At 42.5% G+C, this 24,387-nt stretch carries 21 protein-coding genes; 8 read left to right on the top strand and 13 right to left on the bottom strand.

All coding sequences use genetic code 11. The features are described from left to right. Window positions 1-99: 99 nt before the first annotated feature. From Q91_RS00385 to Q91_RS00375, 3 genes are read right to left on the bottom strand one after another with little or no spacing between them, the layout of a single operon-like run. Entirely contained in the window at window positions 100-654 is a 555-nt protein-coding gene (locus Q91_RS00385; protein WP_015004890.1) for a YggT family protein, read from the bottom strand. Beyond that, a complete protein-coding gene (proC, locus tag Q91_RS00380; protein WP_015004889.1) occupies window positions 654-1,481 on the bottom strand; it encodes a pyrroline-5-carboxylate reductase in 828 nt (275 codons plus the stop codon). Before proC ends, Q91_RS00385 begins: the two co-directional genes overlap by 1 nt. 33 nt (window positions 1,482-1,514) lie before the next feature. Beyond that, the gene (locus tag Q91_RS00375; protein WP_015004888.1) at window positions 1,515-2,204 is read right to left on the bottom strand and encodes a YggS family pyridoxal phosphate-dependent enzyme; all 690 of its coding nucleotides are present in this window, start codon (window positions 2,202-2,204) and stop codon (window positions 1,515-1,517) included. Window positions 2,205-2,327: 123 nt separating this feature from the next. Between Q91_RS00375 and Q91_RS00370 the strand changes: the two genes are divergently transcribed. Together Q91_RS00370 and Q91_RS00365 are read left to right on the top strand one after the other, a co-directional pair. Beyond that, entirely contained in the window at window positions 2,328-3,365 is a 1,038-nt protein-coding gene (locus Q91_RS00370) for a type IV pilus twitching motility protein PilT (RefSeq protein WP_015004887.1), read from the top strand. A 24-nt stretch (window positions 3,366-3,389) separates the two neighbouring features. Beyond that, the gene (locus Q91_RS00365; protein ID WP_015004886.1) at window positions 3,390-4,517 is read left to right on the top strand and encodes a PilT/PilU family type 4a pilus ATPase; all 1,128 of its coding nucleotides are present in this window, start codon (window positions 3,390-3,392) and stop codon (window positions 4,515-4,517) included. A 243-nt stretch (window positions 4,518-4,760) separates the two neighbouring features. Here Q91_RS00365 and Q91_RS11820 read toward each other — a convergent pair whose 3' ends face one another. After that, window positions 4,761-5,159 (bottom strand): type IV pilin protein, encoded by a 399-nt coding sequence (locus tag Q91_RS11820; RefSeq protein ID WP_015004885.1) that lies wholly within the window; start codon window positions 5,157-5,159, stop codon window positions 4,761-4,763. A gap of 174 nt (window positions 5,160-5,333) precedes the next feature. Here Q91_RS11820 and Q91_RS11680 point away from each other — a divergent pair, with 174 nt between their 5' ends. Genes Q91_RS11680 through pilV form a run of 4 tightly spaced genes read left to right on the top strand, consistent with a single transcriptional unit; the run spans window position 5,334 to window position 9,862 of the window. Next, window positions 5,334-5,858: a GspH/FimT family pseudopilin gene (locus tag Q91_RS11680; RefSeq protein WP_015004884.1), complete on the top strand. Its 525-nt coding sequence runs from the start codon at window positions 5,334-5,336 to the stop codon at window positions 5,856-5,858. Continuing rightward, window positions 5,849-6,508 carry a PilW family protein gene (locus Q91_RS00350; RefSeq protein ID WP_015004883.1) on the top strand — a complete coding sequence of 220 codons (660 nt, stop codon included), beginning with the start codon at window positions 5,849-5,851 and terminating at the stop codon, window positions 6,506-6,508. Before Q91_RS11680 ends, Q91_RS00350 begins: the two co-directional genes overlap by 10 nt. 5 nt (window positions 6,509-6,513) lie before the next feature. Next, window positions 6,514-7,827: a PilX N-terminal domain-containing pilus assembly protein gene (locus Q91_RS00345; RefSeq protein WP_041230466.1), complete on the top strand. Its 1,314-nt coding sequence runs from the start codon at window positions 6,514-6,516 to the stop codon at window positions 7,825-7,827. Between the two features lie 28 nt (window positions 7,828-7,855). Next, entirely contained in the window at window positions 7,856-9,862 is a 2,007-nt protein-coding gene (pilV, locus tag Q91_RS11395; RefSeq protein WP_015004881.1) for a type IV pilus modification protein PilV, read from the top strand. Between the two features lie 121 nt (window positions 9,863-9,983). On the opposite strand, the gene Q91_RS00335 is transcribed toward pilV, so the two are convergent. Both Q91_RS00335 and Q91_RS00330 read right to left on the bottom strand, forming a co-directional pair. Then, a complete protein-coding gene (locus tag Q91_RS00335) occupies window positions 9,984-10,349 on the bottom strand; it encodes a type II toxin-antitoxin system PemK/MazF family toxin (RefSeq protein WP_238538336.1) in 366 nt (121 codons plus the stop codon). Further along, window positions 10,321-10,584, bottom strand: coding sequence for a type II toxin-antitoxin system PrlF family antitoxin (locus tag Q91_RS00330; RefSeq protein WP_238538335.1), 264 nt, complete (start codon window positions 10,582-10,584; stop codon window positions 10,321-10,323). Before Q91_RS00330 ends, Q91_RS00335 begins: the two co-directional genes overlap by 29 nt. A gap of 113 nt (window positions 10,585-10,697) precedes the next feature. On the opposite strand from Q91_RS00330, the gene Q91_RS00325 reads away from it, so the two are divergent. Both Q91_RS00325 and Q91_RS00320 read left to right on the top strand, forming a co-directional pair. Next, window positions 10,698-11,408: a transposase gene (locus tag Q91_RS00325; RefSeq protein WP_041230464.1), complete on the top strand. Its 711-nt coding sequence runs from the start codon at window positions 10,698-10,700 to the stop codon at window positions 11,406-11,408. Between the two features lie 328 nt (window positions 11,409-11,736). Further along, window positions 11,737-13,704 carry a tetratricopeptide repeat protein gene (locus Q91_RS00320; protein WP_050999765.1) on the top strand — a complete coding sequence of 656 codons (1,968 nt, stop codon included), beginning with the start codon at window positions 11,737-11,739 and terminating at the stop codon, window positions 13,702-13,704. A 32-nt stretch (window positions 13,705-13,736) separates the two neighbouring features. On the opposite strand, the gene Q91_RS00315 is transcribed toward Q91_RS00320, so the two are convergent. The 7 genes from Q91_RS00315 to aroK all read right to left on the bottom strand — a co-directional run bounded on the left by Q91_RS00315 (window position 13,737) and on the right by aroK (window position 24,337). Next, window positions 13,737-14,033 (bottom strand): SelT/SelW/SelH family protein, encoded by a 297-nt coding sequence (locus Q91_RS00315; RefSeq protein WP_148271117.1) that lies wholly within the window; start codon window positions 14,031-14,033, stop codon window positions 13,737-13,739. Between the two features lie 39 nt (window positions 14,034-14,072). Further along, entirely contained in the window at window positions 14,073-15,131 is a 1,059-nt protein-coding gene (gene hemE, locus Q91_RS00310) for a uroporphyrinogen decarboxylase (RefSeq protein ID WP_015004875.1), read from the bottom strand. Window positions 15,132-15,192: 61 nt separating this feature from the next. After that, window positions 15,193-16,611 carry an FAD-dependent oxidoreductase gene (locus Q91_RS00305; RefSeq protein WP_015004874.1) on the bottom strand — a complete coding sequence of 473 codons (1,419 nt, stop codon included), beginning with the start codon at window positions 16,609-16,611 and terminating at the stop codon, window positions 15,193-15,195. Between the two features lie 29 nt (window positions 16,612-16,640). Next, complete coding sequence (gene gltB, locus Q91_RS00300; protein ID WP_015004873.1) at window positions 16,641-21,110, bottom strand: glutamate synthase large subunit; 4,470 nt, start codon at window positions 21,108-21,110, stop codon at window positions 16,641-16,643. 179 nt (window positions 21,111-21,289) lie between these two features. Continuing rightward, window positions 21,290-22,729, bottom strand: coding sequence for an SPOR domain-containing protein (locus Q91_RS00295; protein ID WP_015004872.1), 1,440 nt, complete (start codon window positions 22,727-22,729; stop codon window positions 21,290-21,292). Further along, the gene (gene aroB / locus Q91_RS00290) at window positions 22,719-23,822 is read right to left on the bottom strand and encodes a 3-dehydroquinate synthase (RefSeq protein ID WP_015004871.1); all 1,104 of its coding nucleotides are present in this window, start codon (window positions 23,820-23,822) and stop codon (window positions 22,719-22,721) included. Before aroB ends, Q91_RS00295 begins: the two co-directional genes overlap by 11 nt. Then, a complete protein-coding gene (aroK, locus tag Q91_RS00285) occupies window positions 23,819-24,337 on the bottom strand; it encodes a shikimate kinase AroK (protein ID WP_015004870.1) in 519 nt (172 codons plus the stop codon). The genes aroB and aroK overlap by 4 nt, the downstream gene beginning before the upstream one ends. Window positions 24,338-24,387 lie beyond the last annotated feature (50 nt).

Raw genomic sequence — 24,387 nt, 5'->3', positions numbered from 1 at the left:
TTGAGGGAAAACTGCCAAGATAATCGATACATTAGCGGCAAGCACGTACCAACTCGGCAGTAGCACTAGCCGCGCGTATTCTCCCAAGTGCGTCCCTTGCTATATCAAAGCAAAAAGCGGTGGTAGTAGTAACATTTTTAATACCTGCAGCGCTAACAAGGCCGCTATCGGGCTAAAATCTATACCGCCCATTGGTGGAATCAAGCGCTGAAAAGGCGTCAATACGGGCTCTGTTATTTTATATAACAAGCTGACCACCGGATTATGGGCACCCGGGTTTATCCAACTTAAAATAACGGTTGCGAAAATACTATAAATAAAAACATTAATAATGGTGCTAATGAGTTCTGTCAAACTCCAAATAAAAACCACCCAAACATCCGGTTGCCCTCTCATGGCTAAAAAACCTATTAGCATCTGCAAAACCAACATCAACACAATAGCCGATAGGTTAAGCCCTTTAACGGTAGGGAAAATCGGCTTTAGTACTTTCAGCGGTACCTGTGTTGCTTTAATAATAAAGCTCGACACCGGGTTTCTTGAGTCCGCATTTGTATATTGCAGTAGCACCCTAAGTACTAACACGAAAATATACGCACCTACCAACGAATTTATAATCAGCATCAATGGGTTTGACAAATATCCTTCTGGCATCAGTTATTTCCCAATTCGTCAGATAACTCGATTGAGCGTTCTTTTGCTCCCAACAGCGCAGCCTGCAAAATATCCCTTAGCCCCTGCTCTTCCAAAATACCTATAGCACGCTCCGTTGTGCCCCCAGGTGAGGTCACGCGTTGACGCAATACACTTGCTGGCTCACTCGACTCTAGCGCCATTTTTGCCGCACCTAGAGCTGTTTCTTGTGTTAATAATTGCGCTGTTTTTTGGCTCAAACCCGCCTTTATTCCTGCCGCCTCCAACGCTTCCATGATCATAAAAAAGTAGGCTGGCCCACTACCTGACAAGGCTGTCACCGCATCCAGCTCATGCTCCTCTTCCACCCACACAGTCACTCCAACTGCACGTAACAGGGATTCCACCAAGTCTTTTTGGTTTTCCGTCACTTGAGCATTTGCATAAAGCCCTGTCGCCCCTGTTTTAACCAGCGCTGGCGTATTAGGCATACAACGAACAATCGGTAAATGGCCACCTAACCAACGATCAAGAGCCTCCACTCGGATACCGGCTGCAATAGATACCACAACAGGGGATTTATCCTGTATCGCCTGCCCTAAATCTTGTGCAACCGATTGCATATGTTGGGGTTTTATTGCTAATACCAAAACATCTGCTTTAGTGGCTAGCTCTTTGCTGTCTTGTAAGGTATTAACCCCAAATGTTTGGTTTAAATAGCTCAGTTTTTCACTATCTAGGTCAACAACGGTTAGCTTATCGGCTGGGTAACCATTACTAACAAGCCCACCAATTAAGCTGCTGGCCATATTGCCACCGCCAATAAATCCAATCTGTTTTGTATTCATACTCTCACTTAATCTTAAATTTTATAAACGCCATTAAACCGTATTTTTTAGTCTTTCGCCAAAAATAGCGGTGCCTACTCTCACCATTGTTGCTCCTTCTGCAACGGCCACCTGTAAATCGCCGCTCATTCCCATCGAAAGCGTATCCAAGCTAATATCAAATGTTTGCTCAATTTCTTTTTTTGCCTGTGCCATTTTCCTAAACGATGCGTGCTGCTCAGCTATCGGCTTATCTACTTTGGGAATAGCCATAAGCCCTCGTAACCGAATGTTTTCCAATGATAATATTGGTTCAATAACGTCTAACAACTCATCTAAATAAAAGCCTGACTTGGTTTCTTCTTCATCAACATTCACTTGCAAACAAATATTAAGCGGTGGCAGATAAGCCGGTCGCTGCTGATTTAAACGAGTCGCTATTTTTAACCGGTCTACACTGTGTACCCAGCTAAAATAGCGCGCAATGTCGCGAGTTTTATTTGACTGAATAGGCCCAATAAAGTGCCATGAAATATCTAAATGCGCTAATACCTGTTGTTTTTTCAGCGCATCCTGTAAATAGTTTTCACCAAAATCACGCTGCCCTGCACTGTACAGCACTGCTACATCACACGCAGGGCGAGTTTTACTAACTGCTAATAATTTAACCGATGAACAATGCGTTTGCTCTAAATCTGCAATCAGCGCCTGTTGTGTATAGTATCGTTGTAATAAAGGAAGCATTATTTAAGATTCGTGCCTATACTTAGAATACGTACTAGATTTACTTGCACTAATGATAGTAGTATTTTCTAGACGTTTCATTATACAAATAACTGAGCTCTCTGGGGCAAACGGATTTAACACATGGATATTTCAGATTTATTAGCCTTTAGCACCAAAAATAACGCCTCTGACTTACACCTTTCAGCTGGTTTACCTCCTATGATTCGAGTGGACGGCGACATTCGACGAATCAATATGCCTGAGCTTGAGCATAAAGAAGTTCATGCGATGATTTATGACATCATGAACGATAAACAGCGCCGTGACTTTGAAGAGTTTCTTGAAGTCGATTTTTCCTTCGAGTTGCCCGGCACTGCTCGCTTCCGTGTTAATGCCTTTAATCAAGACCGTGGAGCTGCTGCTGTATTTAGAACTATTCCCGTTGATATTCTTACCCTAGAAGACTTAAATTGCCCCCAATCTTTTAAAGAAATCATCAATGTTCCTCGTGGCATTGTGCTGGTAACAGGGCCAACAGGGTCAGGAAAATCGACCACACTAGCGGCTTTGATGGATTATAAAAACGATAATGTATACGAACACATTCTCACCATTGAAGACCCTATCGAATTCGTACATAAAAGTAAAAAATGCCTTATTAATCAACGTGAAGTACACAAGCATACACATGGGTTTAGTGAAGCCTTACGTGTTGCGCTTCGTGAAGACCCCGACATTATTCTAGTCGGCGAAATGCGAGACCTTGAAACCATTCGCCTTGCGTTAACCGCGGCAGAAACAGGCCACTTGGTCTTCGGCACTTTACACACCAGCTCTGCTGCCAAAACCATTGACCGTATTATTGATGTATTCCCCGAGGGTGAAAAAGGCATGGTTCGCTCCATGTTATCCGAGTCACTTCGTGCTGTTATTGCACAAACCTTAATGAAAAAAATTGGTGGTGGACGAATTGCCGCATGGGAAATCATGACCGGCACTGCGGCTATCCGAAACCTCATTCGAGAAGATAAAATTGCACAAATGTATTCCACCATACAAACCAGTCGTAAAGATGGTATGCAAACCCTCGATCAACACTTAACAGAGCTTGTTCAAGCCGGTGTCATTACAAGACAAGATGCCCGAATGAAAGCCGCCGACAAAAAAGCATTTAGCTAGATAGTATATAAAGGAGAATTTAATATGGATTTTGATGCACTTTTACAACTCGTTGTTCATAAAAAAGCATCTGACTTATTTATTACATCTGGTTGGGCTCCCACCATTAAGGTCAATGGAGCGCTACAGCAAGTATCAAAAACACGCTTAAGCGCTAGCCAGTCTTTAGACATCGTAAAAAGCATCATGACCGATGATCAGAAAAAAGAGTTTGAAGAGACCAAAGAGTGCCAATTTGCCATTCAACGCCCAGATATTGGCCGTTTTCGTGTCAGCGCATTTATACAAAAAGACGATGCTGGCATGGTCTTACGTCGAATCGAAACCACCATCCCAACCTCTGAAGAACTCAACCTTCCACCAATTTTAGACGAATTGGCAATGACAAAACGCGGGCTCATTATCTTCGTGGGCGCAACCGGCACCGGTAAATCAACGTCCTTAGCTGCGATGGTTGGCTACCGTAATAGAAACAGTTCCGGCCATATCATTACCATTGAAGACCCTGTTGAGTATGTACATGAACACGCGGGGTGTGTCATTACGCAACGCGAAGTAGGCATAGATACCGAATCGTATGAAGTTGCGCTTAAAAACACGTTGCGTCAAGCACCCGATGTCATCCTAATTGGTGAGATTCGTAGTCGCGAAACCATGGAGCACGCTATGACCTTCGCTGAAACGGGGCATTTATGCCTGTCCACTTTGCACGCTAATAACGCCAACCAAGCACTTGATCGTATTATTCATTTCTTCCCTGAAGAAGCGCACAAGCAATTATTTATGGATTTATCGCTCAACCTAAAGGCCATGATCGCGCAGCAACTTGTACCCACCATCGATGGCAAAGGCAGAAAAGCAGTGATTGAAATTATGCTTAACACACCGTTAGCCTCTGACTTCATCAGAAAAGGTGATATTCATAAACTAAAAGAGCTGATGAAAAACTCTACCGAACAAGGCATGCAAACGTTTGACCAGGCACTGTACGGCTTCTATGCCAGCGGCGACATCAGCTACGAAAATGCCATTAATTACGCCGACTCCAGCAACGAGGTACGCTTAATGATCAAGCTGGGTGATGCAAAAGCTAAAAACCCCGATGATGACAACGACAGTGGTATGGAGTTGATTGATAATTATGACGGTTAGCCTGACTGCTCCCCAACAAATAACTTACTATCGTAGGCCAACTTTAGAATAAAAGGAGCCCAGTAATAACTGCGTAGGTGCTTATTTTTACATTGCAAGAGCAGCCAACCGTGTCTGCTCTGCTACGGCTCGCTCGCCACCCGATATTAATGTTTTATAAGCACTGTAGAGCTTACCAAATATACTGTTAGGCATCATTTATTGAAATAGAGCAGCGGCACTTCTACTTAATTAGCTTTTTATCTACCAACAGCCAGATGCTGGGGTTTTATCATTGTTTTGATCTAACGTCATCGTCAAACAAGCTGTATCATTCGCTTGTAAATCCGTCCCATCAACCGTTGCCGTAAGTGTATAAGTATTAGTGGTAATATTAGATAGTGTTACATCATAATACCCATCTAAAGACTCCCCGCCAGCCCAATTTAATTCTGTTAATGAAGAAGAATACGTTATATTATTTGCTCGCCATTTCTCCTGCTCTAACTGAATATCCAACAACGCATGCTTAGCATCTGAGCGCCGCGCCTTTTGTCCATACCCATTGTAGGCTGGTAACGCAATCGCTGCCAACACACCAATAATTACCACTACAATCATCAACTCTATTAAGGTGAATCCGTACAAAGGTTTTTTAATCATAGCGTAGCTCCCGTGCATTCAATTGCGTGTAGTTTAATAAAAAGTATGTGATTTTCTTAAAAAATAACACACAAAGCGACAAACGGCTATTTTATCAAGACAAGCGGTATATCATATCCCTTGCCAACCCAAGTATCACAACTATAATTAACCACAACTAGGAGAACTTTGTAGATGGATCGAAATACACAAAAAGGTTTTACGCTTATTGAACTGCTAATTGTAGTGGTTATATTGGGTATTCTTGTGGCTATAGCAGCACCATCTTTTGGGAAACTCATCGACGACAGAAGATTAAAAGGTGCCGCCGAGAATTTATTCGTTGACATGATGTTCGCTAAAACTGAAGCTATCAAAAAAAACCAAATCGTTACAATCTCCGCAACCGGCACTGGGGCTATTTGGTGTTATGGACTTAACGAAACTATTGCCTGTGACTGCACAACAGCAAATAGCTGCCAAATAGATGGTGTAGAGAAAGTCGTGTCTAACCTTGATTACCCAAATGTAGACGTCGTTGCGTCTTCGACCTTGGATGGCAGCTCCATATCATTTACCCCCTTACGCGGGTTTGCAAACGGACTTCATTTGAAATTTTCCTCCACATCCAGCAAACAACTCGGTGCCGCGGTTTCACCTTTGGGACGAGTTAGGCTGTGTTCTGATGTCACGTCTTGGGGGTATGAATCATGCCTATAAAAATAAATCCAAGGTATCAGACAGGCTTAACGCTTATCGAAATGCTAATCGCTATGGTTTTAGGCTTGTTTGTAACCGCCGTTATCATCACCGTCTTTTCGACGAATGTTCGTTCCAATAACGAAAACATGAAAATGATTCGATTAAATCAGGAATTAAGGGCCGCAATGACGCTCATTTCCGACGAGCTAAAAAGAAACGGGTATTCGGCCTCAGCGGTCATACCCACCTTCATGCAGCAAACTAATTTCACCTCCACCTGTGCCAATTATTCATACGACATTAACTCGAACAGTTCTTATGACACCTCGGAACATTTCGGTTTCCGTTTAGACGAAACAGATAATGAGATTGACTGGGGAACAGGGCTTACTTTAGATACCCCAGGTTGTGCAACGGGTACTTGGCAGGCCATTACAGATAATAATATTGCCACGATTACAACGTTGAATTTTGATATTTCCGGTAGCGCAAATACTAACGGGGTCAGTGGCATAACGGCCCTAACGACAACTAGCGGCGTTAGCGTATACGATGTAACTATTACTTTAACAGGCACAACAGACTTGCCCCACAGTTCCGATGCTAATGACCCAAGACGCACAATCACCGAAACCATTCGCGTGAGAAATGAAGACCCTAAAGACTGAGGCTTATGATGAAACTCAACAAGATCCAGCCCTCATTAAATAACCAAAAAGGCGTTGCCACACTTCTGGTTTCTATTATTCTCCTTATTGGCGTGACACTCATTACAGTATTTGCAGCACGAGTTGGCGTAATGGATCAACGTATATCAGCAAATGAATATAGACATAAAGAGGCACAGGCTGCTGCTGATGCCGCTTTAGAGCAAGCTGCAGCCTTTATAAATGAGAATACAGGGCTATATGACGGTACTGTTGGCGGCACTTACCCTTGGGTTGAGTGCGTAGGTGGATATACCAGCCTTTTCCCTTGCACAAATGGCAGTGACACTTATAATTTAGCCTACGATAACGACTTAACAACGCTAACAACCATTGAGCCTTTACAACTCGGGGCCACACCAACGGCTGTCGATTTGAGTAGCGGCGTTGTTTCAAACACGTATTTAACCTACACCAATTCAGGCAATGTTATGACCGCCATTGGAACAGGTGAGAGCCTAGACGGCACAGGTAATGCCTACGCCCAAATCTCTTATACTCAAATAACACTGCTAACCTCAGAAGAGGTTCCCCCGATTATGACCCCAATTATTGAGCTGGGCGGTACTTTCACTATTGTTGCTGACCCCAACGGAGGTGGAAAAGGCGTTCCTGTTTCAGCATGGGTCGCTACCTTTGACACTTCGGGCGGCCTAGGCTCGTGGCAGACTTGCCAATTGGACGCATTCTTAGACAACAGCGGTGATATTTGCTCAGAAACTTTAGATGACACCGATTCATGGAAGTTTTGTGATTGCGATGGCGATAAACTAAGCGAACCTGGCAAAGTTAACAACGACATTGTCCAAGCAGACCCTGGTGACTTCCCAGCATCTGTTCTCAGCTACCTGTTCCCCAACTTCGATTCATTTCAAGACGTTGTAAATATAGCCGACGTAGAACTGACAAACTGCTCTGGACTCCAAGCACTTGCCAGCGGTTGGAGCACATCGAAAATTGTAACCGTCGATGGTGACTGCACTATGCCATCGAACTCTATCATTGGTAGCCGAGATGGACCTCTTATTCTTGTTGTCAGTGGTCATTTAAAAATAAACGCTAACTCAGATTTTTACGGCATTGCTCTTGGCCTTAGTGACGTTACACTAAATGGTGGTGTTAAGGTCCACGGCTCCTTATTAGCTGAAGACTCCACAAAGCTTACGACTGGTGGATATGCACAAGTCTACGATGAGTTTGTTCTCGGCTCTATAGTAGAGGACCTCTCTAACCTTGGGCTAGCTAAACAAAAATACAGTTGGACAGATATACAACCATAATTAAGAGTACCTGATTAGGAATTACATTATGACTTTACACACATCAAAAAGCCGTGGCTTTAGCCTAATTGAAGTAATGATTGCCGTACTTGTACTTGCCATTGGTATTTTAGCCGTATCAAAGCTACAGACCAGCTTAGTCAGAAGTGGTAGCGATGCCAATAAACGCTCTATAGCTGCCAACATTGCTCAAAAAAAGATTGACGACTTGCGCCGCTTTGTAGAAATAAGCACCTTAGACGACTGGAATGACTTAACTGTGAACTCAGTCACTAGCTTAAAATACCCAATATCATTAGCATTTAACAACATTGCCGATAATGAGGGAGGCCGAATACAACCTGGCCCCATTAGTAGTGGAAACGATGTTTTTAATTTAAGCTGGACAACAGATAACTACTATTACAATGGTTTAAATCAAATTGCCACAACAGCCGCTGTCGCACCAGATGTTTCATTTAAGCTCGCCCATGTTGTAGTAAGCTGGGATGGTATCGGTGATGATACTAATAATGTAGTGTCATTTGATACCTTTATCCACGCCTACGACTTGACTAACACAGCTTTAGGCGGTTCACCTGCCTCGACCGGCACCCCGGGCCCTGTCGCTAAATATGACCCTTTAGGTGCGCCAGATGTTATCGATATTGATGTTGACACAGGAAAATTGCGTCAAACAAGCAAACCTTTGCCTGACGTGGTATCCGATGAAAATACGCTTGTACAATTTGAAGTAGTCACTTACCACCAAGATGGCAGTGACTTTATTGCAGACCGCAAAGAAGAGTTTATAACAGCTAGCTGCAACTGTGAATTAACCAATTCCGATGCCACCAGCTCTGACATGTTAAGCACTGGCATAGGTTATACGCCAGCTCACGCACTTTGGGACGGTGTTACCCGAAGCGACCAACTAGGCAACCAACTCAACAAAGATACTGCTACAGAAACTAATAATGACAGCGCAGCCACCAATTTATGTGTTGTTTGTTGTAGAGACCACCACGATCACACCTCATCACCCATTAAATATGTTGAAGGAACCACTAGCGGTAACCACCCACATTATAAAGCCGATGGAAGTATAGCGACTGTAGGAGAAGAATACGTCGAGTCCTGCCGGTTAAAGCGTATCGATGGCGTTTTCAGAGCCTTTCAAGATTGGAATTTAAAAGATATCACCGTTATGGATCGAGCAAGCTTGGCTGATGGTAACCAACTTCAAACCGACTACGTTGATTATCAAAAAAACTTTATACTTAACAATGTTGCATCTGTAGGAGGCACTCCAACAAAGCCAGCATTACGATCACCCGTCAGCATGACCCTTGGGGCACAACAACAACTAGAGGCTAGGGGTATTTATATTGATAACGTCTATGATGTAGGCGGCAACCCAAATCCAGCCAGTTATTTAACTTACGTACAAAGCGCCAGTAAAACAGACCGCTTAGAAGTCATCCCTTTTGCTGAAGTTAATTTAACACTATTAGCCGCTTGGGCATCAGATACGCCAACAAATGTTACTGTAACAAACGAAGACGCTGATACAGTAGTAGACCCTGTCAATGATTATTACGGAACATTCAGTCGTGGCTGGGCTTCAGCGTTAAACCAAGCGACACCAGGAGCTGATATTACAACAACTATGCGCGATGATAACCACGGCTTAACACAAGTCGTTGCGACATCACCCTCTCCAAATAACCTTGACGATACTTTAACTGTCAATGTCGGCGCAAGCGCTGGCGCCATTACAGTTTCTGGCACTTATGAAATCACTTACCCACTAGGCAATACAGGCTCGCCTACTATTAGTCCTGCTGGTGATTGTAATTTACAGGGCAACCCAAGCACATACACCTGCTCCTTTAATTCCCCATGGACAGGGACTATCCAAATAGCTGTTAATATCACAACAGGACAAAAAACCAAGAGGTGTAGCGGGTCTTCTGTTGCTTTTGGCGCTTCTGGGTTAACTACAAACACCACTCATAATTTCGCTAGCTTCGCATGTGATCAACCTCCTTTGTAAAGGACAAGCAACAGGAAATCAAAAAAGTCGGCCGGCCTAAATTAAAGAATCAAGGGGTCAGCCAGCTTGATCCTAAGGTTCTTGCCTAACTCATGGTGGTAATGCTTAGGAGTAATAACCATCAGCTATACTCAACATCTAGTAATTCTTGAAGAGCCGCTTGAGCTGCTTGTTTATCCCTGCTGCTCAATTGCCCTGCTTTACGAAGAACCAGTCTATCGTCTAATGTGAACAGCTTCATTCGTACTACTGAATCCGATGGTAGGCCTGCTGCATCTAAATCTTGAATATTAGTATCTAACGGCCAATCTGAGTTATTAGCGCTAGTTATCATGGCTAACACAGATTGCCCCACCTTGCGATTAAATGTATTTTCATTTGATAGGACTAACGCTGGCCGCCTTTTTGTTGTTGTCCGGTCTGTAAATGGAAACGGTACAACGACGACATCAAATGCCTTAAAGGTCACTATATGCCTCTTCATCATTTTCCGTCATCCACTCGCTCAATGTGTTTTCTAGGCTTTGCGTGAAGGCTATATCTACTGCTCTTGCTCTACGTAAGTGAACACCGTCTTTTTTTATATCAAAGGCAATTTCATCACCCATTTTCAAATGCAGTAGCTTTCTTACTGGTTCTGGTATTGTTGCTTGGTATTTCTTTGTTAGTTTACTCGTCGCTGTTTGCATAATAGCTCCTTTGCCTGCTGGTAATACTAGCATTACCCATTACTATATTGGTTAATTATAATCCATTCATCAAATCTTGCAAGTAATCAAGAGATCAAGGGGTCAGCCAGCTTGATTTAAACCCTCTTATCCGTTAGAGTCAACTTATGGCAAGACTTCCTCGACTCGTTATCCCCAATCAACCATTGCATATTATGCACCGTGGTAATAACCGGCAAGATATTTTTAATTCTGAAGATGATATGTTGAGAGTTAAGGATGATATTGCCCATGGTTTGGAAAAATCAGGTTGTTCTTTGCATGCTTACGTCATTATGAGAAATCATTTACATTTGCTAATTACACCTGATAGCAAGGAGCAATTAGCTGTTTTTATGCAGGCGATGGCTAACCGGTATGTTCGTTATTACAATGCGTTACATAAACGAACTGGCACGTTATGGGAGGGCCGCTATAAGTCTTGCCTAGTAGACAGTGACTCTTATCTTTTTAGTTTATACAAATACATTGAGATGAACCCTGTTAAAGCGGATATTGTGACCAACCCTTGTGACTATAGATGGTCAAGCTACTCACATAATGCATTAGCGGAGGAGGATAAGTTAATTACTGAGCACAGCTTATATAGCTCGTTAGGTTACAACCCCAATATACGATGCAAGCGCTATAAAGAATTATTTAATCGACTCGATATAACCCACCAAGAAGAAAAAATCACGAGAGCAACTATTGCCGGTGAAGCTTATGGCAGCGAAAACTTTCATAAAAAAATCAGACCATTAGTTTCTAGAACAACGAAACTTAGCACTCACGGAGGAGATAGGAAAAGTGAATCTTTTAAAAATCAAGCTGGCTGACCCCTTGATTTTTCAGGTGTCCTTTGCTCGCTATATTGTTTCTTAACCCTGCCACATACCTTGTAATTTTTCATCACCTAACTGAATAATCACCTATTTAAAGGGCACTATAAATCATACTCCACCAGTTTTATCTGATCTTTTTTAAAATATAAAACACATGAAAAATGAGGCTAATTATTCAGTTTGATATTAACAAACAACTAAAATAATAACCGCGACCTTTAAAAGTGAAACTTATCGTTTGACTACCGTATAGACACATTAATACATAGAGCATTCTCGTTTCACGGAGAAAACAAGAAAATTGAACACCATAAAAACTAAAATGTCTAATCCCTTAGCTTCACCGCTTGTGTTATGGAGCATTTGTTGCCTGGTTATTTTTATAGCATATGCGCCTGGCTGGAATGGTCCATTTGTTTTTGATGATCAACTGAATATTCTTGAGAACCCTAATGTTCCTATTCATGATCTCAACGAACAAAATATTATTCGCTCAACGTTATCGAATGAAAGCGGGCCTTTAAAGCGCATCATCCCTGCTCTCTCTTTTGGATTAAATTATTACTTTGCCGATGGTTTCAAGTCTATTCACTTTAAGCTGTTTAACATTGCTATTCACTGCATAAATTCCGGCCTTGTCTTCTGGCTACTCACTTTATTATGGCCAAGTGTTTGCCATACGAGCTGGGCACAACAGTCCCGCTTATCTAACCCTCGCGTGGCCTTTGCCATTAGCGGCACATTGATTTGGGCATTACATGCTTTTTTACTAACCAGTGTTTTATATGTTGTTCAGCGCATGACCAGTATGGCCAGTATGTTTATGTTGATGGGCACCTGTCTTTATGTAGTAGGCCGTCTCTCGCTCGAGAAACAACCTGCACAGGGCCTATCCCTGATGTGTCTGGGTTTAATTGCTGGTACGGTGCTAGGCGTAGCATGTAAAGAAAATGCTGCGTTACTGCCTGTTTATATTGGGGCTTTAGAGTTCACGCTACTGACTCAATTACATTCTAGCCAACAAACAATTAAAAAAGTCCGTTGGTTTTTTATTATTTTCCTTGGCTTACCAATCTTAGCCGGACTTTTATATTGGTTTCAACATCCCAGTTTTATTACAGGCGGTTATGGAGGACGCCCTTTCACTTTTTATGAACGGGTATTAACCGAACCACGTGTTTTATGGTTTTACCTGTCAATGATTATTGTTCCAGATATACAAACCATGGGCTTATTTCATGATGATTTTAAGCTCAGCTCAGATTTATTTTCAATTTGGACCACCTTGCCTAGCATTATTGGCATTATTATTTTATTGATACTATCCATTGCTTGGCGAAAACGCTTCCCTGTGTTTGCCTTTGCTGTACTTTGGTTTTTAGTAGGTCATAGTCTCGAGTCTAGCGTTTTTCCACTAGAGATTATCCATGAACACCGAAATTATTTGCCTGCTCTAGGGCCTTTGTTAGCCATTAGCTATTTATTGTTATTTGCGTTACCAAGCAAAATACCGAACGGTTTAAGGATCTGCATGATTTTTCTTGTTATTTTTTGCCTTGGTTTTGGTACCTTCCAGCGTGCACATTATTGGAGTAGTGAATCTACCTTAATTGAAAGCCTTGCGGTCAATCACCCCGACTCACCAAGTAGCCAATATTTGCGTGGCGAAATTTTACGTAAACGCGAAAAAAACTTTGAGGGTGCTTATGCCTATTACTTACGCGCTGCTGAGTTATCACCTGAAGAAGCTGGGTTTTTAATCAGTTTAAGCATGGTAACACCCGACTCATTTACTCAACTTGAAACCCAACTAGACTCTCTACAACTTGCCCGCTCAGATTATATTGTTAACATTATCCATCAAAAACCAATGGGTGCATGGGGCATTCGAGCCTTAGACGTGGCCATTAAGTGTGTGATGTCTGGTAATGAACGTTGTTTATCTAAAGCAAATGATGTGGCCAGCTGGCTACAAGCTTTAATTGACAAACCAAAGGGTAAATCTGCACACCGCTATTATTCGTTAGTGCATTTGTTTGCGATTAGAATGAAACAAAATCGTTTTGCTGATGCTTTAGCAACCGCTAATACAGGTATTAAACTTAACCCGAACAACCCTCGTTTTGTGCTGATGCAAGCCCATGCATTAATTGGCTTAAACCGATTGGATGAATCTGAAAAGCTGTTGGACAATATTCAACGGTCTTCTGCTGGGCGAGTACCAAAATACGCTCAGCGTATCATTCAATTAAAACAAACTATTGGGCTAATACGTAATAAAAAAACTTAAAACGACTTGCCAGTTAACCGTGGCCCTTTTGTCTAGCTAGGCTTTTTAATATCTGAATGCCCTAATGACTTATCAGGACATAGCTCGTCACGCACTCGCTGCTTTATTTCTTTAGCTTCTGGAAAGCGCTGTGCTAATTTTCGTGACCATAACTGCTTGCCATTGATTGTGATTTCAAATGTACCACCACTGGCTGGTATTAAAGTAACACCACCAAGCTCTTCTTCAAACGTTGTCAGTAACTCCTGTGCTAACCAGGCCGCACGTAACAACCACCTGCATTGGGTGCAATACTGTATTTCTATTCTGGGTTTATCGTCGTAGTCCAATTTAGTCACCCGTCAGTAAACTATAAACCAAAAATAATATTATTGATGGTACGCGGGGCTACTTTGATGTACTTCATCAATCATCGCCTTCACGTGCTCTGGATTAATGTCAGGTAGTATTCCGTGCCCTAGGTTAAAGATATGTTTATGCCCGTGACCATAATCGGCCAATACGTCACGTACTTTTTGACGGATTTTTTCTGGGCTAGCATACAAGCTTGTTGGGTCAAGGTTCCCTTGCAGTACAACGCTATCTTTCGTGAGCTCTCGTGCTAGCTTTAAATCTGTTGTCCAATCAACTCCTAAGCCGTTATAGCCAGCATCCGCCATAGTCTCTAGCCAAACACCCGCACCTTTAGTAAATAATAATCGTGGTACGCTTGGGTTTGTTGCTTGTAGGGCGTGTGAAATTTTTCGGCTATAGGCTAAAGAAAATGTTTCATAATCTTTTGTTGATAAGTTACCGCCCCAGGTATCAAACACCATGACTATTTGTGCGCCCGCTTCAATCTGAGCTTGTAGATAGCTTATTACCGATTGACTAACGATGTCGAGCAAACGATGCATCAACTCGGGGGTGTCGTACATCATGCGTTTAATTTTTGCGAAGTTCTTGCTCCCACTTCCTTCAACCATGTAACAAGCTAAGGTCCATGGGCTACCGGAAAAACCAATTAATGGAACAGCACCATTCAACCCTTTTTTAATGGTTGAAACAGCGTTCATTACGTACTGAAGTTCTTGATTCGGATCGGGTACAAATAACTTGTCAATATCCGCTGCCGTTTGCACAGTACGTTCGAACCGAGGGCCTTCGCCTTCTTCAAAATAAAGGCCTAATCCCATAGCATCTGGGATTGTCAGAATATCGGAAAATAGGATCGCTGCATCCATTGGATAACGTTCCAACGGTTGCAAAGTGACTTCACAAGCAAGCTCTGCATTTTTACACAGATCTAAAAAACTACCCGCTTGAGCGCGTGTCGCACGGTATTCAGGCAAATATCGGCCCGCCTGACGCATCATCCAAACGGGCGTACGCTCTGTTTTTTCACCACGCAATGTTCTTAACATTAAATCATTTTTTAACGTGGTCATTATTTAATACTCTTAAGTGTAAAAGCCGTGTATTGGCGTTGCTAAAATAGGGTAATGAAGACTATATGTTTAAGTAATCAAGGATGCCTTGGGCGGCCTCACGACCTTCGTAAACAGCCGTAACAACAAGATCCGACCCCCTAACCATATCGCCGCCAGCAAATACTTTTTCATTGGTGGTCTGATAACCAAATTCATTATGCTCTGGTGCTATCACACGGCCACGCTCATCAAGATCTATACCAAAATCTGCAAACCATGGCATTGGACTTGGCTGAAAACCAAAAGCCACAATAATACTATCAGCCGGTACGATTTCTTCCGTGCCTGGTATTACAACAGGGCTACGTCGGCCGCGTGCATCTGGCTCACCTAACTCGGTGGTCACTAATTTAATGCCTTCAACCTTGTCCTTACCAATAATTTCTACCGGTTGACGATTCCAAAGAAAGTTAACACCTTCTTCTTTTGCGTTTGCTACTTCACGACGAGAGCCCGGCATATTTTCTTCATCACGACGGTAAACACAAGTCACTTCTTGTGCATTTTGACGAATACTTGTACGGTTACAATCCATCGCCGTATCTCCACCACCGAGCACCACAACTCGTTTCCCTTTCATGTCGATGAACTCATCGCCCATGATGGTATTAACGCCTTCTAAGTCCATCAAGCGGTTGATATTAGACACTAAGAATGGAAGTGCCTCATGCACGCCCTCTAAGTTTTCACCCGGAAAACCACCTTTCATAAATTTATAAGTACCCATCCCTAGGAAAACAGCATCGTACTCGTCTAGTAATTGCTGAAATGGCACATCTTTGCCAATTTCTGTCTCTAATATAAACTCAACACCCATACCTTCTAGAATTTCACGACGGTTTTTCACCACGCTTTTTTCTAATTTGAACGGAGGTATCCCAAAAGTTAATAGTCCGCCTACTTCAGGGTAACGGTCATAAACCACCGGCTTTACACCATTACGAGCAAGAATATCGGCACAACCTAAACCAGCCGGTCCTGCACCAATAATCGCTACGCGTTTACCCGTCTGTTTGACCGTTGATAGGTCTGGACGCCAGCCTTGTTTGAAAGCCTCATCAGAAATATATTTTTCAATAGAGCCAATAGTAACAGCACCAAATTCATCGTTTAGCGTACAGGAGCCTTCACACAACCTATCTTGTGGGCAAATGCGTCCACAAATTTCCGGCAATGAATTAGTTTTATGCGACAACTCGGCTGCTTCAATAACCTTACCTTCTGAAATCAGTTTAAGCCAATTTGGAATGTAATTATGCACGGGGCATTTCCATTCACAATATGGGTTTCCACAGTGTAGGCAACGATCAGCTTGATCGGCTGCTTGCTCTGCATCTAACTCACCATAAATCTCTTTAAACTCTTGTTTTCTTTGATTCGCAGGCACCTTTATTGGGTCAATGCGAGGTACGTCAACAAATTGAAAATTATTAGCCATTTTATCTGTGTTTCTCTACGTTAAACTTCTTATGAGGTTATTGAATCTAATAGCGATTTAACGTCAGCCGCTTTAGGTGCAACCAGCCAGAAGTGTTGTATATAATCAGCAAAATTATCAAGTATATCTTGACCTCTTTTACTGCCTGTTTCGACTGTAAACTCTTCTATTAAACGGCGTAAATAGCCACAATGTGCATCCATTGACTCTGTATACACACGATGAATATCTACCAATTCATGGTTATATCTGTCGACAAACGTACGTGACTCGTCCAATACAAATGCAAAGCCACCCGTCATTCCTGCCCCGAAGTTAATGCCGGCCTCTCCTAAGACAGCAATAACACCACCTGTCATGTATTCACAACCATGGTCTCCAATGCCTTCAACAACCGCTATTGCGCCAGAGTTTCTAACAGCAAAACGCTCTCCTGCTAGGCCAGCTGCAAATAATTTACCATTGGTAGCGCCATATAAGCAGGTGTTACCCATGATGGTTGAATCATGACTATCGAACATGCTATTTGCTGGTGCTTTTAGAACCAGTTTACCACCGGCCATACCTTTACCAACATAATCATTCGCATCGCCTTCAAGTGTCATATTTAGACCACCCGCATTCCACACACCAAAACTTTGGCCTGCTGAACCGCTAAAGTGAATATCAATAGGGGCATCGCTCATGCCATTATTGCCATAACGTTTCGCGATTTCACCTGATACGCGAGCACCAATAGACCGGTGAATATTACTAATCGTATATCTAAACGAACCACCCGCTTTTGCTTCGATTGCTGGCAGCACATCTACCACTATTCCTTCAGCAAATGCGGCATCGTCAAACGGATCATTTTGTGGCGTAATGCAGTGCTGTGCTTTCGTTTCATTGCCCGGAATATAATCCAAGATAGGCTGTAGTTTTAAGCCACTTTGCTTATCTGTTAGTCCCTCAATTTGCTCAAGCAAATCTGTTCGGCCAATGATGTCTTCAAGTTTTTTAAAGCCCAGTTTCGCTAACCATTCGCGCACCTCTTGAGCAAGGAAGCGGAAGTAGTTCATCACATACTCTACTTCTCCGTGATAATGCTTCATGCGAAGTACATTATCTTGTGTCGCAATGCCTGTCGCACAGTTATTAAGATGACAAATACGAAGGTATTTACACCCCATAGCAACCATTGGGCCAGTACCAAAACCAAAGCTTTCGGCACCTAAGATAGCCGCTTTAATAACATCTAGACCAGTTTTTAGCCCCCCATCTGTTTGCAGACGAACTTTGTCTCTTAGATCATTTGCAAGCAATGTTTGATGCGTTTCAGTTAACCCTAACTCCCACGGTGCTCCAGCATAACGTACTGAGGTTAGTGGGCTGGCACCTGTACCGCCGTCATAACCCGCAATCGTAATTAAATCGGCATAGCATTTAGCAACACCCGCGGCGATCGTTCCAACACCCGCTTCTGAAACCAATTTAACCGACACAAGGGCTTCTGGGTTCACTTGTTTCAAATCAAAAATAAGCTGAGCCAAATCTTCAATTGAATAAATATCGTGGTGTGGTGGTGGTGAAATAAGTGAAACGCCTGGCTTAGAGTAGCGCAGCGTTGCAATCATTTTATTAACTTTATCCCCCGGCAACTGCCCACCTTCGCCTGGCTTAGCACCTTGAGCAACCTTAATTTGCAGGACATCGGCATTAACTAAATAATGTGGTGTTACACCAAAGCGCCCTGATGCAATTTGTTTTATTCTTGACAGCTTTTCAGTGCCAAATCTTGCAGGGTCTTCACCCCCTTCACCAGAATTTGAACGACCACCCAAACGATTCATCGCAATAGCTAATGTTTCGTGCGCCTCAGGTGACAACGCACCCAATGACATTGCAGCTGTATCAAAACGTGTATACAAGCCTTCTGCGGGCTCTACTTCATCGATAGAAATAGCTTTTTTCTCATCTAACTTCAAGCTAAACATATCGCGAATGGAGGCAGGTGCACGGTGATTCACCTCATCAGCATACAGACGGTATTTACTAATATCACCTGAACGGACCGCTTGTTGTAAAGAGTTGACAACATCTGGGTTATACGCGTGATACTCCCCCCCATGAACATATTTCAACAAACCGCCTTGTTCAGTACTTTTTCGTGGGTTCCAAGCTACTTTAGAGAGTTGTTTTTGCTCATTTTCTAGCGTTTCAAAACCAACCCCCTCAATGCGGCTGGTGGTTCCTTTGAAACAGGTATCAACAACTGCCGATTGCAGCCCAACAATTTCAAATAACTGCGAGCCACGATAGCTAGCAATTGTTGAAATACCCATTTTAGATAGTATTTTGTACAGCCCTTTATTGATACCCTTACGGTAATTCTGAGCCAACACATCTTCTTCAATACCAGTTATATCGCCCGTTTCCAGCATGTCGTTCAGCGTTTCATAGGCAAGATACGGACAAACAGCCGTTGCACCGTAACCAATAAGCGTTGCAAACTGGTGTGGATCTCGGACCGTAGCCGACTCAACAACAATATTTGACTGGCAACGCAAACCAACGTTGACCAAATGATGATGTACAGCACCCGTCGCTAATAAGGCATGTACTGGTAAAAAGCCCGCTGCTAACCCTCTGTCACTTAAGACAATAACAACATTACCTTCACGAACTTTTTCCTCAGCTTGCTGACATATATGCTGAATAGCACCTTCTAAATTAAACACAGATAAGTCATATTGCAAACTTATAACCGCGCTTTTATATGACGAATCTGTCATTGACAGCAGTGCATCAAATTTTGATGCTGATAAGACCGGTGAACCCACTTCTAAGCGGTGCGCATGTTCGGCCGACTCTTCAAATAGATTTTTTTCCCGACCAAAGCTTGTCATCAATGACATAACCACTTGCTCACGCAAAGGGTCAATAGGCGGGTTCGTTACTTGTGCAAACTGCTGTCTAAAATAATCATACAAGCTACGAATTTTAGTTGATAAAACAGGCATGGGGATGTCATCACCCATTGAACCAATTGCTTCTTGGCCTGCTTCTGCCAACACTTTAAGTACTTGATCTCGCTCTTCAAAAGTCAACTGGTACTGTTTTTCATGCACCTGTAAAGTTGCTTTATCTAATGGCGCCAAAGTCAGTGGATCATCATCTCTTTCTGTACATAGTTTTTTAGTGTGCTCAGCTAACCATGCCTTGTACGGTTGACGAGCCTTTAAACGGTCATCAATTTCCTTCGGTGTAATCAGTTCGCCTTTTTCTGTATCCACAGCTAACATTTCGCCCGGTTTTAAGCGACCTTTTTGCACAACGTCTTCTGGCTTATAATCATACACGCCCACTTCAGATGCCAGGGTGATATGACGGTCCTTAGTAATCACATAACGAGCAGGGCGTAGGCCATTTCGATCGAGACAACACGCTACATGACGACCATCTGTCAGCACAATAGCTGCAGGGCCATCCCAAGGCTCCATATGCATCGATGAATATTCATAGAAAGCACGCAGTTCAGGATCCATAGTGTGAACATTTTGCCATGCTGGTGGGACGAGCAGGCGCATAACACGGAAAATATCCATGCCGCCAGCAATCAGACCATCCACCATATTATCCAGACTATTTGAGTCTGAGCCTACGGACGAAACCCAAGGTCGAATATCATCCATATTAGGTATTAAAGGCGTTTCAAACGTATAGCTACGTGCTTGCGCCCAGCTTCTATTACCGCGAATAGTATTAATTTCACCATTATGTGCCAGAAACCTAAACGGTTGAGCTAGACGCCATTGTGGAAATGTGTTCGTTGCAAATCGCTGATGGAAAACACATTGTGAACTTTCCAGTTCTGGATTATTTAAGTCTGGGTAAAAAACCGGTAAAAACTCTGGCATTACCAAGCCTTTGTAAGAAATGACATTTGAAGCCAAACTCGCCACATAAAACATCTCGTCGTTTTGTTCTATCCGCTTTTCAGCACGACGTCTTGCAATATATAGGCAACAATCCATTGCTGCATTATTCATCCCCTCTTTGGCATTGACAAATACCTGCTCAATACAAGGCAAGGTTGCTAAGGCTTGTTCACCACATGCTTCTGTATTGGTTGGCACAGCTCGCCAAGCAATAACAGTGAGCCCTTCTTTTTCTATTTCTTCTTTAAGGATTTGTTTTGCTTGCTCAGCCTTAGACGCATCTTGGCTTAAAAAAACCATGCCAACAGCGAACAATTCTGTCGGTGTCGCGCCAAGCTCTTGTGCTTTTGCACGAAAGAATTTTTCTGGCGTTTTAAGGAGCAAACCACAGCCATCACCTGACTTGCCGTCTGCTGCGATGGCGCCACGGTGGGTTAATCGAGCTAACGAATCGATGGACGTCTTAATCAGCCAGTGGCTCGGTTTGTTATCAATGTGCGCAATGAGTCCAAATCCGCAGCTGTCTTTTTCAAACGCAGGGTCATATAAACCCGCTTGAGGGATTGAGGTATGTTTCACTCGGTTAACCTTATGTGCTTAGTTATTGAATAGACAACTTACTTACGCAAGTCGGCTAATAATTATACCAATCAGATAGATTATTTTCAATTTTGAAGAGCATATCTATTAACAAATACCATACTCTCAAGACCTACGCGACACACGCTTAACTGAATATCAGCTTTTTAGCACCTAGCTCACTCTTTAACTAGAACATCTCTTTGAACGGCTTCAAACGTACGAACCCAAGGCTTTAATCCCGTCAAAGAAGCCGGCATCTTATTCGCTTTTTCTTCTGCTAACTTTTTATTTTCAAAATCACCATAGATAACCACAAACCATTGCCCTGCATTTCTTTTATGTTGAAAAAAATATAATGGTTTAAGGGTGTTATATTTAAGAATAAACTTTTTTGCAGACTCTTCTGTGGACACACCCAACAATTGCAAAGTGAAATGTTTTTTATCTCTACTTTCAAGCCATTGGTGATTCAACTGAATAGCTGTTAATGCTGCGGGTGCTTTGGCGCTAGGGTTACTATTTTCTTTTATAGATACGACCTCCTTGCTATCGCTACCTGCCTCCTCTGCTTTGATGTTAGCTAGAACCACCGTTTGAGCATTAACGCTCCTCTCTACCTTAACGGCCTCTACCTTTTCATCTGTATTTCTCAGGCCGCTCACCTTTGTTTTACTCGCCGTCTCTAAAGGAGCGTCTAACGTTGAAGAAGGCGTTTTGAACTCTTTTATCTCGCTAAAGCCGCTTACTCTTGGCTGCTCAGTAATCGCTGTTTTAGCAGGAGTTTCTAGCGTTTGGCTATGTATCCGCCCTGCCGACTGAGCCTGCACAACAGTAGAAGGCACTTCCTCACTTTCTTCTTGAGGGTAAAAGATAAAAACTGAAACACCCAGCAATAAAATAGCTAGTGCTATTAACCCTATTACGGATCCTGATTTCACAAGTGTAGGCTTTTCATGCCCCATAGCTGAGGTGCTCATTTGCGCTAAGACATCATTTATTCGCCCTGGCAAACCACCTGTTTCAATAAATAACACCACTTCATCTAGGCCTGCCAAATTAGTCAGGCCTGGATCGTTTTTTTGTATTATCTTTCGCGCATACTCTGTTGTCTGCCGTTGCGTAAATGGCTCTAGGTCAATCAACTGGCAACGCGACTCAACGGCCTCTCCTAGATTATCCGCAGAGCTTAATAAAACTTGCAAACAATCATAGCTGTCTGCCAATTTAAACAAAAAATCGAACTGCGCCTCGCCTAGTTGATGTGTATCTTCAATACAGATAATGACTTTTTTTTCTGCTTTTGACGCGGCTGCCAATCGCACAAGAAGCTGTTTATTATTGCCTTCCAATTCATCAAAAGCTTGAGTTAATACCTCCAATGGAGATGTTGTATCCATTAGCGATTTCGCTGGTATTAAGCAAAACTGCCAACGCTTATCCCTTTGTTTGTCGAATTGCCTAAGAAAAAAAGACTTCCCTGATTGTTCTGGCCCTCTTAATAAAATAGCTTGCCTTGTATTTGGAATAAGGTGAAGCATTAGATCAAGCCGCTGCTGCCTTTCTGCTGGGAAAAACTCCTCCAGCCCCACCTCTTCATTTAGGCGATTAAGAGACATCTCTGTCTTTTCCGTCAATCACTTTTTTAATTAACGACTCATCAGTGCAGTCATAAATAACGGCTTCACCAAGATTTTTTAGCAGCACTAGTCGAATAGAACCTGAGGTGTTCTTTTTATCGACTTTCATATGCTTTATAAAATCGGCACCGTCCATTTCTTCAGGTGCTTTTACTGGCAAGCTAGCTTTTATACATAAGGCCTTTATCCGGGCAGCCTCATCAGAGCTCATCCAACCCAACTCCACAGATAATTCTGCTGCTAAACACATTCCAGCGGCTACCGCCTCACCATGCAACCACTCGCCATATCCCATATGAGTCTCGATGGCATGACCAAATGTATGCCCAAAATTTAGTGTTGCGCGTATTCCAGACTCTTTCTCATCCTTCTCGACGATCTCAGCTTTTTTCTCACACGATCGTTTAATTGCATAAATTAATGCGTCCGCTTTTTGTGCTAATAAATACTCTATATTTTTTTCCAGCCAGACAAAAAAATCCACATCATTTATCGCACCATATTTTATGACTTCCGCCAAACCAGCACTTAGTTCTTTGGCTGGCAATGTTGAGAGCACTGTCGTATCGATCAAAACAGCTTTAGGCTGATAAAACGCCCCAATCATATTTTTACCCAAACGATGATTGACCCCTGTTTTTCCACCCACAGAGGAATCAACCTGAGATAACAAAGTAGTCGGCAGCTGAATAAAACTAACTCCTCTTTGATAGCTTGCAGCTGCAAAGCCGGTCATATCTCCAATCACACCACCACCCAAAGCGATCAACGTGACTTGCCGGTTACATCTGTTTTCTAATAATGAATCAAATATTTTATTTAGGTACTCTAGCGTTTTAAACCGTTCACCATCTGGCAGAATAGCGGTTCTAACGTCTACACCTACTGGTAGCTGATCGACCAACTGGCTTAAATACATTGGTGCAATCGTTTCATTCGTGACAATCAATACTTGGTTAGAGACAATGTGCTTTTCAACGAATGCTGGCTGCGTTAATAAACCCTCACCGATGTAAATAGGGTAGCTTCTATCACCAAGGTCAACATTCAATATCTCTAATTTATTATTCATTTTTTCTTTAGTTGCTCAAGAATACTTAAGATTACTTTCTTACTACTTGTTTTGTTTGTGCTAACAACGATGTCTGCAATTGATTCATAAATCGGCGCTCTAAGTCGCATTAATTCTTCCAGCTTCTTCCGTGGGTTGTCAATTTGCAATAAAGGCCTTTTTGTATCAAATTTTGTTCGGCTTAACTGCTGCTCAACAGAGCATTGTAAGTATATAACCCAGCCTGTTTCCGTTAACACTTTACGATTTTCTTCGCTTAAGACAATACCACCACCTGTTGCAATGACAGCGCCATCCAATACCGACAGTAACTTAAGTTTATCGGTTTCTCTAGACCTAAAACCTTCTTCCCCTTCAAGCTCAAAAATTAAGGATATTTCTACCCCTGTACATTTAATAATTTCTGCATCTGTATCATAAAATGCTTTATTCAAACGCCGCGCTAACAGTTTACCAATCGTTGATTTGCCGGCTGCCATTGGGCCCACAAGATAGATATTATTTTTTTCTGGCATGAACTTTATCTTATTCTGAAATTTGCTAGAACTATATCACGAGCATTTCA

The organism is Cycloclasticus sp. P1 (assembly GCF_000299965.1).
Classification (GTDB): Bacteria; Pseudomonadota; Gammaproteobacteria; order Methylococcales; family Cycloclasticaceae; genus Cycloclasticus; species Cycloclasticus pugetii.
The sequence above is the reverse complement of the archived record's forward strand: the minus strand, read 5'-3'. Positions and strand labels throughout refer to the sequence as shown.